Source organism: Paenibacillus mendelii (assembly GCF_024498075.1).
Classification (GTDB): Bacteria; Bacillota; Bacilli; order Paenibacillales; family Paenibacillaceae; genus Paenibacillus_Z; species Paenibacillus_Z mendelii.
This window is the reverse complement of the sequence record NZ_JANHOF010000016.1, coordinates 74,718-88,106: the sequence shown is the minus strand read 5'-3', so window position 1 is coordinate 88,106 and position 13,389 is coordinate 74,718. Positions and strand designations below refer to the sequence as shown.

Sequence of the window (13,389 nt, the reverse complement as noted above, 5' to 3'; positions counted from 1 at the left end):
TTGAGCAAGATGAATCGCTTTTTAATTGGTCAATATGGAACGTTTGACGATATGAAATTCCAGCGGGATTTCAAGCCGGAATTCTACGGCATAGAAGCATGTTTATTTGAACAAGAAGCGGATTTTGTGAAGTTGATGCGAGAGGCTGAGACGCATTCTTTTCAGATTGGCATTCATTTTCCGCTTCGTGCGGGCCGTGCGGTAATAAGGGATGCCCTTTTCTTATCCCGGGATGATACGGTTAGAGAAGCCGCTTTTGAATTGATAAAGCAAGAGTTAGAATATCTGGCCGCAGCGAAACCCAGCTATGTCTTATTTCATTACCCGAAGCCCGTGCTATTAGATCATCGGGTAGATTGGAGCAGCTGGCGGTTTGCTGACCGGGCGGAATATGAGGTTGACACGGATTATTCGTATGAGGAGTTTGCGGAGCGGAGCCGCCAGTTGTTTCAATGGTTATCCGAGAATAGCCGTGAATTTGATTTTGTGCCTGTACTGGAATTCGATGCTTTACATGAATATGTCTATCGGACGGGCTTGCTGGAAGAGCTGCTGGCCCAATATCCCCGAGTCAAGTTATGTTTAGACACGGGGCGACTATTCCTGCAGGAACAGATAGATCCTCTCTTTAATGCGTGCCATGTAATTCGTAAATTTGCAAAATATGCAGAAGTCATTCATTTATGGAATCTCCAATTCGTAAAAAGATCGTGCATTATCATTATCCGGTATTGCCAGAGCTGGCCCTTGATCAAGGTTGGGCTCCGATTGAAGCGTATCTAACGATCATCCGGGAAGAGAATGATCAGGCGAAGATTCTATTCGAGCATCGTTCCGACCTCATCAGTGACGATGATTTGGAACGCTGCTACTCCTGGGTGGACCGACTATTGAGCCGGGATTGAAGGAGGCAGGTCACGTGGAGCATGGCGGTGCTGAGTACATGGTCACCCGTGGCAAGATTATAAATGGATCGTATACGCGATTTAGATTCACATGTGAGGGATTGGGAAGGACTTGTCGTTTAGCAATCAGATGCAGGGGGAGTTAGGATGAAGGTTAAAGCTGTGTTCTTTGATTTGTTCGAAACCTTGATGACCGAATTTGTGAATGGAAAGCGATTGTCTAACCGCAGCTATGACTATGAAGCTCTACTCGGATTGCCGAATGCGGAGTTCAAGAAGGAGTGGGGCGCACGGCAACAGCAGCGGATGTCTGGACTGCTTCCGGATTACAAAGCCGTCATCCGCGATATATTGAATGCGCGATACTTGCCTTACAATGAAGCGGCAGTGAATCAACTATATGAAGACAGGCTCCGGGAGAAACAGCTGCCTTTTCAAACTATTGGACCGGAGATCAAGGAACTGCTGGACGACCTGAAGAAACGCAGCATGAAGCTCGCTCTCATAAGCAATTGTACGGAAGAAGAGGTGAAATATTGGGAGGATAGCGGGCTTGCCGCATACTTCGATACGACTATCTTCTCCTATGAGGTTGGCGTGGCTAAGCCGGATAAGCGAATTTATGAGCTGGCTTGTTCCAGACTGGATGTGCTGCCCAGCGAGTGCGTCTTTGTCGGCGATGGTGGCTCGAATGAGCTGGAAGGGGCGGAGAATGCCGGATTAACGCCTTACCATGCCTTCTGGTTTAATAAGTATGTTGAATCGAAGTTTAAGAAGCTGCATCATCCGCATGAGTTGATCCGAGAGCTGGAATAGCTGAATCATCTGAATGATTTGATCCTTGAGTGGGATAGCTGCATCATCCGCTTGAGCTGATCCGAGAGCTGGAATAAACGGATCCGGCAAGACGGTCTTTTGAACACCAGTGACTCCAGACGGACGAGTTAGAGCTGTAAGACCGGTGCGGCCGAGGTCGAGGAAGAGCTGTAAGACCCAAAATGGGAGTTACAGCAAGATTTTTATAGCGCCGGCGTTCTGTAAGACCATAAAATACCGTTACAGTACAAAAACCAGGTGCGGCCGAGGTCGAGGAAGAGCTGTAAGACCCAAAATGGGAGTTACAGCAAGATTTTTATAGCGCCGGCGTTCTGTAAGACCATAAAATACCGTTACAGTACAAAAACCAGGTGCGGCCGAGGTCGAGGAAGAGCTGTAAGACCCAAAATGGGAGTTACAGCAAGGTTTTTCTAGAGGCGGAGTTCTGTAAGACCATAAAATACCGTTACAGTACAAAACCAGGTGCGGGCGAGCAAGAGTGAGCTGTAAAACCCAATGAGGCGGAACAGCCAACGGTTGACTGTGTCTGAGTTTCTGATGCGGTTGCAGCATGCGAACACAAGCGATCGCGACAAGCAAGAGCGAATAAGGAAGCAACCTGTAAAATTCCAATATTTTCCGTTCTGCTGTTTGGCGCTGTAAAGTGGTCAATCAAACCTCTCCCTCATCTGCTCTTGCTGCAGCTGACCCTCTGCGAACGTACATTACAAGATTGGATGTGGTTTCCATGATCGAATGTCCATGGTGTCATCATGACATTGAAATTAAGAATAGCCGATGCCCGAAGTGCCATCGTAAGCTCTATGAAGTGTCTGAGGATGATTTTCCTCTTGCTGAAACAGCCCATAAGGGAGATGGATCAGAAGTGGAACTGGATGCTGAAGTTGATGGAAGAGGCGCATCCCCAGTGGAGGAGCTAATCGCAGAAAACTTCAAGTGTTCTAAATGCAGCGGCTTGGATTGCAGCGTGCAAGAAGTTGCCATGACGGGCACGGGCTTCAGCAAGCTGCTGGATATTCAGCACCATCATTACTTATTCGTGTCCTGCGAGCATTGTGGATTTGTCGAAGTATACAACCCGGATGTGCTTCGCAACAAGAAGTCGGGGGCTCTGGGAACAATCATGGATACGTTATTTGGGTAATGGAATGGAAACGGGACAGACATCACATAATGGCGGGTAGAGAAACTCATCATACACAATAGAGGGGGATATGCCATGATTACCTATACCAATGACAAAAAGCTTCAAGCGGTCGATGTCGCCCAAGTATTTCGTAACTCAGGCATTAAACGGCCTTACGAGGATCTAGAGCGTATTCAGCGAATGATCGATCATTCGGATCTCGTGATCAGCGCTTGGGCAGGTAACAGTAAGATGATCGGTCTTGCAAGAGCTGTAACGGATTATGCGTACTGCTGCTATCTGTCTGATTTGGCCGTGGATAAAGTATATCAAAATCAAGGGATTGGCAAGGAGCTTGTACGAAGGCTGCAGCTTGAGCTGGGGGAAGAGTGCTCCATTGTGCTGGTTTCAGCGCCGGGAGCAGTCGAATATTACCCGCACATCGGCTTTGAGAGTACCGATAAAGCGTTTATCATCCCAAGAAAACGATAACAGCGAGCATTGTCTATACTGCGAAACTGTATCAAATAACGAAGAGGCTCCCGCCTAAGCTTTACTTAGGAGGAGCCTCTTTGCTGTACTCAGGGCCAATCGCGTGTTAAAGCTTCACCCATGCGGTCAGACCATCCGGCTGATCCGGATTGATGCCTTGGCGCTCAGCACTGGTTAATGCAGCGATTTGCGGAATGAAGATGAATGGAATGCCTTGCGCGGCAATATCCAGCTCTGATTCCGTAATGATCGCCAGGTCAACCAGATCGGTAGGAACGACGCTTGCGTGATCACCGAATGCAATGATGCGCGCGCCGCGGTTTTTGATATCCTGCATAAGCTTGTGCTGATGCTCGGAGCCGTCTTTCGTCAATGCGGCGATGACGAGAGTGTCGGGTCCTACGGTTACCATCGGGCCATGGCGAACATCAAGCAGGTGATGCGATTGCGCTTGTACCTTGGCGATTTCGGTCAAAGCAATTGCGCCTTCGGATGCGAGTCCTTGGAGCTCGCCGTCCGCGAGGACAACGGCATTCGTCCATTCGAAGTTCGTTGTTTCGCGAATGGCATTCTCCACGCGTGCCATGAAGGCTTCGCCTTGTCCAATGGCCGTGCCGATGCTATCGATTAAGCTCTCGTCATTACCGAGGAAAGCGGCGATCATGAGATTTGCAACATATAAATTGGTAATATTGCGGGTTTGGCACACACTATGGTCGAATGCCCAAGGCAGCTCTAGTGCAAAATCCGCCTTCTGCGACAGCGGCGAGTTCGATACGCTGGAAAGGGCAAGAACCGGAACATGCTTCACCTCTTGGATAAGCTTGACGGCTTCTACCACTTCACTGGTGCTGCCTGAGCGCGACGGCGCAACGAGCAAGGTGTTCTCCAACAGAGACTGATAACGCTTCGGATTCAGCATGAGATCGCCGCCGGCAAGCGCCATGGAAGACATGCCTGCACGCAGACGGGTAGAGAATGCAGCTGACTTGCTCAAGCAGTAGCTGGAGCCGCAGCCGACAAAGGTGATCGAAGTGATCCCGTGCTTACTGATAAAGCTTACGATATCCTCACGCTTAGACTTCATGTAATCATAGGTCTGTTGTAACGCGGCATATTGTTGTTTGACTTCGTTATAAGTTAAACTCATGAGAATAATGACCCTCCTCGAAATGTGGTTTTCCGTGTACGGGAATAGCTTTAACCTAGTGACAGTTTAATTCATATTCGTGATTATTTCAATCAAATGAAAAATAAAATCAAAAAAAGATTGAAAAAATCACAATTGAAAATTATGATAATGCTATAGGTTACACACGCAAGTCTGTGAGAACCACAAGGAGGAACTCAAATATGCCACTTATTTCGTCGACTCAAATGCTTCAAACCGCCCGGAAGAACAAGTATGCGGTAGCCGCATTCAATGTGCATACCCTCGAAATGCTTCAGGCAGTCGTTGAAGCCGCTGAAGAAACACAATCGCCGTTAATCATTCAATCCACGGTAGGTACGGTTAAGCATCTTGGACCAGATTATATTGCTGCGGCTGCTACAGTTGCAGCTAACCGGACAGGCCTGCCGATTGCTTTGCACTTGGATCACTGTACGGATTTCCCGCTGCTTGTACAATGTATTCGCGCTGGATATACGTCCGTAATGATCGATGCTTCCATGCATCCGTATGAAGAGAATGTCGCCCGCACATCGAAGGTTATGGAGATTGCAGCTGCTGCCGGCGTTAACGTCGAAGCTGAGCTTGGCAAAGTAGGCGGCGTAGAGGATGATATCGTCGTTGATGAACGTGATGCCCTGCTTGCCGACCCGCAAGAATGTCTGCAATTCGTTGAACGTACCGGCGTAAACACGTTAGCTCCGGCAATCGGTACGGCCCACGGTATTTATAAAGGCGATCCGAATATCGACTTTGCACGTATTGGCGAGATTGCATCGCTTATCGGGACTCCGCTTGTCCTGCACGGCGGTTCAGGTATCCCGGCTGATCAAGTGAAACGCGCCGTTTCCCTTGGGATGGCGAAGATGAACATTGCAACCGAGCTTCGCATTGCGTTCTCGGATGCCATTAAAGATGTGTTTGCCTTGAATCCTGAAGAGAATGATCCGCGTAAATATATGGTTCCGGCCAAGGAAGCCGTTAAGCGACTGGCAATTGAAAAAATGCAGCTTTGCGGATGTATTGGCAAAGCCCGCGACGTGCAATAATGAAAGAAGCATAACCTAAAAAAGCCGAATGATCGTCCAATAAAGACGAGAATTCGGCTTTTTGCTGTATAAGGCTGGTCATTCCAGCGCACAATGCTGGAAAGGCATGTGAATTAAGTGTGTCGATGCTTCCTTGAGGGACATTCCATGAGCTCAATTGACGGAACAAGGGTTCAAAGAGAAGCACAATTTTGATCGGCAGCGGATAGGGAGAACGAATGCTTTCCAGCAGCGTCTTAGCCGCTACATCCCGATTTCAAAGGTAGGGATGTGGATAGTGGAGAGCGGAGGCACCGTGTAACGGGAGGGCTCAGCCGATAATGGCAACATCCTGCGGTATCCGATAGCCTTTCCGATAGCCTTTCCGATATCGCGCGCATGGCTGCCATCGCCAGAATGTCGCTGGCTGCGAATACAGCAGTAGGCAGCTCATCTTGATGCTCGTCCAATAAACGGAGCATCAGATGATAAGCATTATCCGGCTCCCACTGGGCATTGAGTATAAACTGCGAACTTCAAAGGCAACCCCGCCTGGTCCAGGGCTAATTTGTAGCCGCGATACCGCTTCTCTCGTTCGAATTCACCGGAGCGGCCGGTTCCTCCAATGAAGAGAATATCCCGGTGCCCTTGGTCAACGAGATGGTTCACGGCTATTCGAGCAGCTTCTATGCGATCATAGGAGATGGTTGGGATCGTCGGATCGGATACGTCAATACCAACCAGATGCGGGTATCTCTTCTTCAGGCTGCTATATAGTTTAGTATCGATCCCTTCGATTACGATTATACCTTCAATCTGGCCACCGTTGAGAACTTCCGATTCACGCATACACTGCGGGATTAATCCTATATCTCTTATAAATAAACCGAAGCCCTGCTGTCATCACAGCTGGGCTTCGGTTTATTTATTATGTGATCGAATCCGCAGCAGATAGGCTGGCGACCAGCTCCAGCTGTTCTTCTCTTATAGTCATACCCAGACCGAATCCTTCGGGTATAGAAACGGATCCATTCGACATGGCAAGTCCGCTGGCTGGGTCGTCTTCCGGACGTACGCGTTGAAAGCCCCACACCTCGAAGTGGCTGGCGCGTGAAGCTGCGGCGATGTGCACGAGAGCGGCGGTAGCCAAGCGTCCTTCATCCATCTGGCCTAACATGTAGGGAATCCGGAAGGATTCGGCTACGGCCATCATCCGCTGAAGATTGTCGATCGAACCCGCCTTAATGATTTTCAAATGTACGAGATCCGCTGCGCCCTCAGACGCAATTCGGGCAACATCTGCTGCAGTACGGCAACTCTCGTCTGCGACGACGGTGGCTTGCGTATGCTGGCTAACCTGCTTCAATCCGGCAAAATCATCGGCCGCAACCGGCTGCTCCGCCCATTCGACGCCAAGAGGCTCTAATTCCTTAAGTCGTATAATCGCCTGCTTGGGGGTCCATCCCTGATTGGCATCCACGCATAGCATGACCTCTTTCGATAACCCCGAAGAATGAATGGCTGCTCGTACACGCTGCACACGCTGCAGGTCGTTATCGCGGTCAGGTCCGACCCGAAGCTTAAGCGTTCGAAATCCGTCCATCAAATAGCGAAGCGCTTCTGCTTCGGCTTCGTCGGGTGAGCCGAAGGCGATGGTAGCATCGCTTGGCAGGGCGTCCCGAACTTGTCCTCCCAGCAGGTCGCACACAGGAACGCGGAGTGCTTTGCCTGCTAGATCGAGTAATGCGATATCAATCGCTGCGCGGGCTGCACTGTTGCCTGTAAGCCGTTTATCGAAAAGATGCTGAAGCGAGTTGCGATTCATGGCCGGTTTGCCGAGCAGAAGGGGGCCTAATGTGTGGCTGAGAACGGCAACGATCCGCTCGGGAGTGTCACCTGTAACATATTCACAATTACCTCTAACCTCACTCCAACCTATCATACCCGTGTCAGTTATTATTTTCGTATATACCTGCTTCAGATGAGTGATCGTCCCGGATGATGAGTGTGTAAAGGGCGGATTTAGCGGAAGATCGCGTCTATAAATATCTATTCTAGAAATCAGCATCAATATTCCCTCGCTATCTTGTGTCAGTTTATATGACGTTATTATTCATAACATAGTAGTGAGTATAATGGCTGGAAGTGGTTCTTGGCAACTATATCATTCAGAAATAAGTAGTGTGAATGAGTTGTATAACCAGTAATTGGAATATATTACGATAAAAAACATCGCATAAGCATTAATATAACGCTTATAAATTGAATTACGAGTCATATAATCTAACGTAAAGAATAATTTATATGATTTTTATATGTCAGATTAGTTGACATCAATAATGAATGATAATAGAATGTAAATCAGCATCACGGATATTTGATCATTGATCCGTGATAACCTGACCGCTCGAACATTCCACATGAGAGGAGAAGATGCAAGGAGATGGAGAAATTCGCTGTTCCTGTCACGGCGTCCGAGCATGTGTTCACCATCCTCAAGCAATGGATTCTATCCGGAGAGTTAACGCCGGGTGAGAAGATTGATCAGGATGCAGTGGCCAATCGCTTAGGACTCAGTAAGATGCCTGTCCGCAGCGCTCTTGAAAAATTGGCTGCACATGATTTGGTGGACATGCATTCACATCGGGGCGTAATCGTCCGCAAGCTGTCAGAGGAGCATCTCAATGATATTTATATCGTGAGATGCGAGTTGGAAGAGCTGGCCGTGAAGCTGGCAACCAGACGTCTTGCACCGCAAGATATCAAGATCCTGGAAGGCATGATTAAAGAGCAAGAGATGTTGTACTTACTTCATTCATCGGAGAATGAACGCATCCTGGAAGCTAACCGGGAGTTTCATATGTACATCTATAAATTGGCTGATAATCCCGTTCTTCTTACTGTTATTGAACGGCTGTGGATACAAAGCGAGCGGTATCGGCGAATCCTCTTGGATCAGCCTGGCATGATCGAGGGCTCCACGCAGGATCACCGCCACTTGGTTGAATTGATGAGTAAGCAACTGGAAGAGGAAGCAGGCCGGTTCATCATGGAGCATAACCGCAAGACGCAGCAGGTCGTGCTGAACATTTTACGGAGTCAACATTCAAGCTAATTGCTGAACCCAGATAACTTAGAGGGAGTGGTCTACTATGTTTAAACGTAAACTTATAGGTCGTACGATTGTTTTATTGTCCGCCATTCTATTGTTAAGCGCTTGTTCGAGCAACAACGGCAGTACGGGCAATGGTGGTCAATCGTCATCCAATACGTCACAGAACGGTTCCGCGTCATCAGACAAGACCGAAACGAATAAGCTTGCTGCTCCTTCGAATTTGGCGGAGAAAGGGAAGCTAACGTATGGTACGGCAGCGACCTTCCCTCCGTTTGAATATATGAATAACAATGAATTTGTAGGATTTGATATTGAGATGGGACAAGCTCTTGCGGAGCAAATGGGGCTGGAGGTTGAAATAAGAGCCCTGAACTTCGAAGGACTCATTCCGGCGCTGCAGGGCAAACGGATCGACATGATCAACTCGGCTATGTACATTAAGCCTGAGCGCGAAGCGCAAGTTGATTTCGTTCCGTACATGAAGCTGGGCGATTCCATCGTCGTGAAGACAGGGAATAAGCTTGGCATTAAAACGATGGATGATCTTTCTACTCGTACCGTTGCCGTTACGCGTGGCGCGGTTGAAGAAATTTTCGTTAAGGAGCATAACAAGAAGCTGAAGGATGCCGGAAAACCGGAAATAAAAGTTTTAGCCCTTCCGACAGCGAATGACTCGGTTCTGGCAACCCAACAGGATCGTGCCGATGCATTCCTTACGTCATCTCCAGGAGCGGCTTATCTGCAGGAAGAGCTGCCCGGCGTGTTCGAAATCGCAAGCACCTTCGAGGCGAATACAACGATCGGCATGGCTGTTCGCAAAGGTGATACTGAGGTGAAGAATGCGTTGGAAGCGGCGCTGCTGAAGCTGGCTGAGAATGGAACTTATGCATCGCTTATGGAAAAGTATCATCTTCCAGTCGAATTAAGCTATTTCGAGTAATCGCGGGGCAAGGATATGACGGTGCCCGCCAGGTTGTAAGCGAGTTTGAATGGCTGGAGCCTGTGCGGGACAGAAGGAGGTTATGTGATCGTGGAGAGCATGTTTGAAAGCGTCGGTTCATATTTGGTGTCCGAAGCCTTCCTGCGGGGAGCGGTTAACACGCTTAAACTGACGATATTGGCTCAATTGGTCGGCGTCGCCTTGGGCTTCGTAGTGGCATTCGCCAAGAGATCGAGGTTTAGCGCATTGCGAGGCTTGGCCAATTGCTACACGTGGGTTTTTCGCGGCATTCCTGTATTGGTTCAGTTGATTTTCGTTTATAACGTTCTGCCGCAGTTCGGTTTGAAGCTGAGTGAATTCGAGTCTGCCCTTGTTGCTCTGTCTCTTAATGAAGCGGCTTATATGTCCGAGATCATTCGTACAGGACTTTCGGCGGTTAGCAAAGGCCAGCAAAGAGCTGCAAGAGCTTTGGGGATGAGTAATTGGAAGATCATGAGGCATGTCATTCTACCGCAAGCCTTCCGAATCATCCTGCCGCCAACCGGCAATCAGTTTATCGGGATGCTGAAAACCTCTGCTCTAGCATCTGTAGTCGGCTTTACCGATCTGCTTCAGACCGCTCAGCAAGTGGCCAGCGCTAACTTTAATTACATTGACACGCTGGTTACGGTCGTTATTTACTATCTTGCTTTTACAGCTATCTTTACGATGATTCAAATTTACGTGGAGCGCCGATTGGATATTAGCCGCCGGGGGCCTGCAGCCCAGAAACAGGCGGGATTCATGAATCCAAAACGTTGGGTTGCGAGATTTAGATAAGGGCTGCTCTATGAATGAAGAGGGGGAACAACGATGCTGCGGATCGAGCAAGTGAGCAAACAATATCATTCTGAACCCATTCTTAAGGGAGTATCCCTAACCATACAGGAGGGGGAGCGTGTCGTTATTATTGGCCCCTCCGGGTCAGGAAAATCAACGCTGCTCCGATGTATGGCGGGGCTGGAGACAATTGATGGCGGGAGCATTATGTACAAGGATAAGAACGTGAATGGTCACCGGCATACGTTAACGGATATTGGTATGGTGTTTCAATCCTTTGATTTGTTTCAGCATTTGAGCGCGATTGAGAATATTAAGCTGTCTCCGAAGGTCGTTCTCGGGACGAGTGAGGCCACCGCGACCGACCATGCGAAGCGTCTGCTTGAACGGGTGCGCCTGCAGGATCGCGCCAACCATTACCCGGAGCAGCTCTCCGGCGGTCAACAGCAGCGGATAGCGATCGCGCGCGCATTGGCCATGAATCCGAAGCTGATGCTGTTCGATGAGCCGACCTCGGCGCTCGATCCCGAGATGACGGGGGAGGTTCTGGATGTCATCGTCGACTTGGTGCAAGATGGGATGACGGTTGTAATCGTGACGCATGAGATGGAGTTTGCGCGCCGAGTTGGAGATCGTATTATCTTCATGGATCAAGGCGAGGTGCTTGCGGATGTTCCTTCCTCGGAGCTGCGGAATGTGGAGATGCATCCCCGGCTGGCACAATTTCTGGAACAAATTAATCCGTATTAAACGAAAAACAGCGACAAGAACAGGCATAGGTGGTGAGAAGGTTGCGGATCGTTAATGTGGCATTGGTTCAATTCGAAAGCAAAATCATGGATGTCTCCGCGAATATCCTGAAAGGGTTGAAATTCGTGCAGGATGCAGCCCGTCAAGGCGCTGATCTTATCGTGTTCCCTGAGTTGTTCACGACCGGTTACAATACAGATTTCGTCGGGAAAAAGTATCGCGAGCTGGGGGAAGGCCTGGAGGGACCAACTGTCCAGACGTTCCGAGAGGCTGCCAAGGTATATCGGATTAATATTGTGCTCCCCCTTGTATTCAAGAAGCCGATGTCCGGTGTTGTTTATAACAGCGCGGTTGTGATCAATCGGAATGGCGATGTTGTAGGTGAGCACAGCAAGACACATCTCTGGGACGAGGAGAAAAAATATTTCAGCTCAGGGGATGACTATCCCGTATTTGAATTGGATTGCGGACGAATCGGCGTGCTGATTTGTTATGACGCCGGCTTCCCGGAAGCGGCTCGCATGCTAGCGCTGGATGGAGTGGAATTGATCCTGTCTCCTGCTGCCTTTTCAATCGAAGATCGAAGCCGATGGAATATTTATTTCCCATCCCGCGCGCTGGAGAATGGCTGTTTCGTCGCTGGAATTAATGCGGTCGGGCGTGAGGGCGATCTGAATTTCTTTGGGAACAACAAAGTCGCGAGCCCGCGTGGCGAGCTCATTCTGGATGCCAACCTGTTTGTAGAGGAGATGCAGCTCGTCAAGCTCGATCTTGATGAAGTTGAGGCAAGCCGCAGGGCTGTTCCTTACTTGAAGGATTTAAGAAGAGATACCTATTATATGAAGGCTGATTAACGATGAATGGTCCTCCTGCGATAACGTAAGGATTCTCATATGGAAAGAGGTAGAATGTATGTCGAATGCACAACCTTTAGTTTTCACCTTGAACGAATTTCAATCTCGCCTCTCCCAATTTCAAGCTGAATTAATGCGGCGTGATCTGAAAGGAATGCTCATTCATACGCCTGAAAATATTTTTTACTTAACCGGCTATCAAAGCCCTGGATACTATATGTACCAATGCTTGGTTGTTCCCGCATCCGGAGATCCGGTATTGGTTCTCCGCAGAGGCGAGCTCTCTAATGTCCAGTTCTACAGCTGGCTGCCGGAGAATCAGGTGCGAACCTATGATGACACGAACGACCCCGTGGCCTTGACCTCCGATACCGTAAAGCAGATGGGGGTTGGATCGGGAGCTCTGGGTATCGAGACAGGATCCTGGTTTCTGCCCGTCCGTCACTATCTCAAACTAACGGAGCTGCTCGGCGGTTACCAGCTTACCGATGCTCAAGGGATCGTGGAGAGTCTCCGGGTCATCAAGTCTCCTGCCGAGATTGCATATATTCGCGAAGCTTGTCTCGTGGCGGATAACTCGATGCAAGCCGGACTGGATGCGATCCGGGCCGGAGTGAACGAGGATGAGGTGGCTGCGGCCATGTTCAGCGGGATGATTCGGTCCGGCGGGGAGTACTTAGGAATGGAGCCCTTCGTGTCCTCCGGCTACCGTTCGGGCAACATGCATTCGGCTTGGGGCCACAAGGTTATAGGCGAAGGTGAGACGCTGCTGCTGGAAGTGGCGGGCGCCCGCAATCGTTATCACGGCGCTTTGATGCGCTCTGCGTATACAGGTGCTCCGACAGACGAAATCAAACGCGTGACCGAGGTGTGCATCGCCTCTCTTAACGCTGCAATTGAATCGATCCGGCCGGGCGTTACCGCCGGCGAAGTGGACGAAGCATGCCGGGGAACGATTGAACGAGCGGGTCTGTATGAGCAATTCCGCAAGCGTACTGGTTATTCCATCGGCTGCGCGTTCGCTCCCGATTGGGGCGAGGGTCATATCATGAGCTTGCAGCGTGACGATCAACGCGTTCTTCAGCCGGGAATGGTGTTCCATATTCCTCCAGCACTCCGCGTGCCGAACACATATGGTGTGGGCTTTAGCGAAACGCTGCTCGTGACAGATACCGGCTGCGAATTGCTGACTAAACTGCCTAGAGAGTTGACCGTTGTTTAGAAAATTCGTGCTGATTGAATGAAGTGTATGCTTCCGAAGTGAATTTTGCTCGAATTCGCTCCTGCGGAAGCGAAAAGTCTCACAAAATGAAGCGTATACTTTTGAAGTGAATTTTGCTCGATTTCGCTCC

14 protein-coding genes are annotated in these 13,389 nt (G+C 49.4%); 11 read left to right on the top strand and 3 right to left on the bottom strand.

Annotated features, from left to right (window positions below; genetic code table 11):
- The 4 genes from NNL21_RS30035 (at position 1) to NNL21_RS30020 (ending at position 3,360) form a co-directional block, all read left to right on the top strand.
- Positions 1-783 carry an IolE/MocC family protein gene (locus tag NNL21_RS30035; protein WP_309145362.1) on the top strand — a complete coding sequence of 261 codons (783 nt, stop codon included), beginning with the start codon at positions 1-3 and terminating at the stop codon, positions 781-783.
- Between the two features lie 269 nt (positions 784-1,052).
- Positions 1,053-1,721, top strand: a complete 669-nt coding sequence (locus NNL21_RS30030) for an HAD family hydrolase (protein WP_204818937.1) — start codon at positions 1,053-1,055, stop codon at positions 1,719-1,721.
- Positions 1,722-2,607: 886 nt separating this feature from the next.
- On the top strand, positions 2,608-2,886 hold the full coding sequence (locus NNL21_RS30025; RefSeq protein ID WP_256555579.1) for a zinc ribbon domain-containing protein: 279 nt from the start codon (positions 2,608-2,610) through the stop codon (positions 2,884-2,886).
- Between the two features lie 75 nt (positions 2,887-2,961).
- Positions 2,962-3,360: a GNAT family N-acetyltransferase gene (locus tag NNL21_RS30020; RefSeq protein ID WP_204818939.1), complete on the top strand. Its 399-nt coding sequence runs from the start codon at positions 2,962-2,964 to the stop codon at positions 3,358-3,360.
- Between the two features lie 106 nt (positions 3,361-3,466).
- On the opposite strand, the gene NNL21_RS30015 is transcribed toward NNL21_RS30020, so the two are convergent.
- Positions 3,467-4,510 (bottom strand): SIS domain-containing protein, encoded by a 1,044-nt coding sequence (locus tag NNL21_RS30015; protein WP_204818940.1) that lies wholly within the window; start codon positions 4,508-4,510, stop codon positions 3,467-3,469.
- Positions 4,511-4,713: 203 nt separating this feature from the next.
- On the opposite strand from NNL21_RS30015, the gene fba reads away from it, so the two are divergent.
- Positions 4,714-5,580: a class II fructose-1,6-bisphosphate aldolase gene (fba, locus tag NNL21_RS30010; RefSeq protein WP_204818941.1), complete on the top strand. Its 867-nt coding sequence runs from the start codon at positions 4,714-4,716 to the stop codon at positions 5,578-5,580.
- A gap of 474 nt (positions 5,581-6,054) precedes the next feature.
- Here fba and NNL21_RS30005 read toward each other — a convergent pair whose 3' ends face one another.
- Complete coding sequence (locus NNL21_RS30005) at positions 6,055-6,408, bottom strand: type 1 periplasmic-binding domain-containing protein (RefSeq protein ID WP_256555578.1); 354 nt, start codon at positions 6,406-6,408, stop codon at positions 6,055-6,057.
- 79 nt (positions 6,409-6,487) lie between these two features.
- Positions 6,488-7,627: a mandelate racemase/muconate lactonizing enzyme family protein gene (locus NNL21_RS30000; protein ID WP_204818942.1), complete on the bottom strand. Its 1,140-nt coding sequence runs from the start codon at positions 7,625-7,627 to the stop codon at positions 6,488-6,490.
- A gap of 375 nt (positions 7,628-8,002) precedes the next feature.
- Here NNL21_RS30000 and NNL21_RS29995 point away from each other — a divergent pair, with 375 nt between their 5' ends.
- The 6 genes from NNL21_RS29995 (at position 8,003) to NNL21_RS29970 (ending at position 13,259) form a co-directional block, all read left to right on the top strand.
- Complete coding sequence (locus NNL21_RS29995; protein ID WP_204818943.1) at positions 8,003-8,674, top strand: GntR family transcriptional regulator; 672 nt, start codon at positions 8,003-8,005, stop codon at positions 8,672-8,674.
- 37 nt (positions 8,675-8,711) lie between these two features.
- Complete coding sequence (locus tag NNL21_RS29990; RefSeq protein WP_204818944.1) at positions 8,712-9,614, top strand: ABC transporter substrate-binding protein; 903 nt, start codon at positions 8,712-8,714, stop codon at positions 9,612-9,614.
- Positions 9,615-9,713: 99 nt separating this feature from the next.
- Positions 9,714-10,433 (top strand): amino acid ABC transporter permease, encoded by a 720-nt coding sequence (locus NNL21_RS29985; protein WP_256555584.1) that lies wholly within the window; start codon positions 9,714-9,716, stop codon positions 10,431-10,433.
- Between the two features lie 33 nt (positions 10,434-10,466).
- Complete coding sequence (locus NNL21_RS29980) at positions 10,467-11,183, top strand: amino acid ABC transporter ATP-binding protein (protein WP_204818946.1); 717 nt, start codon at positions 10,467-10,469, stop codon at positions 11,181-11,183.
- Positions 11,184-11,224: 41 nt separating this feature from the next.
- Positions 11,225-12,037 (top strand): nitrilase-related carbon-nitrogen hydrolase, encoded by an 813-nt coding sequence (locus tag NNL21_RS29975; RefSeq protein ID WP_204818947.1) that lies wholly within the window; start codon positions 11,225-11,227, stop codon positions 12,035-12,037.
- Between the two features lie 58 nt (positions 12,038-12,095).
- Entirely contained in the window at positions 12,096-13,259 is a 1,164-nt protein-coding gene (locus NNL21_RS29970; protein WP_204818948.1) for a M24 family metallopeptidase, read from the top strand.
- Positions 13,260-13,389 lie beyond the last annotated feature (130 nt).

Excerpts from the sequence above, each read along its gene's own strand:
- fba (WP_204818941.1), top strand. The coding sequence starts at position 4,714 with ATGCCACTTATTTCGTCGACTCAAATGCTTCAAACCGCCCGGAAGAAC.
- NNL21_RS30020 (WP_204818939.1), top strand. The coding sequence starts at position 2,962 with ATGATTACCTATACCAATGACAAAAAGCTTCAAGCGGTCGATGTCGCC.
- NNL21_RS29990 (WP_204818944.1), top strand. The coding sequence starts at position 8,712 with ATGTTTAAACGTAAACTTATAGGTCGTACGATTGTTTTATTGTCCGCC.
- NNL21_RS30005 (WP_256555578.1), bottom strand. The coding sequence starts at position 6,408 with ATGCGTGAATCGGAAGTTCTCAACGGTGGCCAGATTGAAGGTATAATC.
- NNL21_RS29985 (WP_256555584.1), top strand. The coding sequence starts at position 9,714 with ATGTTTGAAAGCGTCGGTTCATATTTGGTGTCCGAAGCCTTCCTGCGG.
- NNL21_RS30015 (WP_204818940.1), bottom strand. The coding sequence starts at position 4,510 with ATGAGTTTAACTTATAACGAAGTCAAACAACAATATGCCGCGTTACAA.
- NNL21_RS30000 (WP_204818942.1), bottom strand. The coding sequence starts at position 7,627 with ATGCTGATTTCTAGAATAGATATTTATAGACGCGATCTTCCGCTAAAT.
- NNL21_RS29980 (WP_204818946.1), top strand. The coding sequence starts at position 10,467 with ATGCTGCGGATCGAGCAAGTGAGCAAACAATATCATTCTGAACCCATT.
- NNL21_RS29995 (WP_204818943.1), top strand. The coding sequence starts at position 8,003 with ATGGAGAAATTCGCTGTTCCTGTCACGGCGTCCGAGCATGTGTTCACC.
- NNL21_RS29970 (WP_204818948.1), top strand. The coding sequence starts at position 12,096 with ATGTCGAATGCACAACCTTTAGTTTTCACCTTGAACGAATTTCAATCT.
- NNL21_RS30030 (WP_204818937.1), top strand. The coding sequence starts at position 1,053 with ATGAAGGTTAAAGCTGTGTTCTTTGATTTGTTCGAAACCTTGATGACC.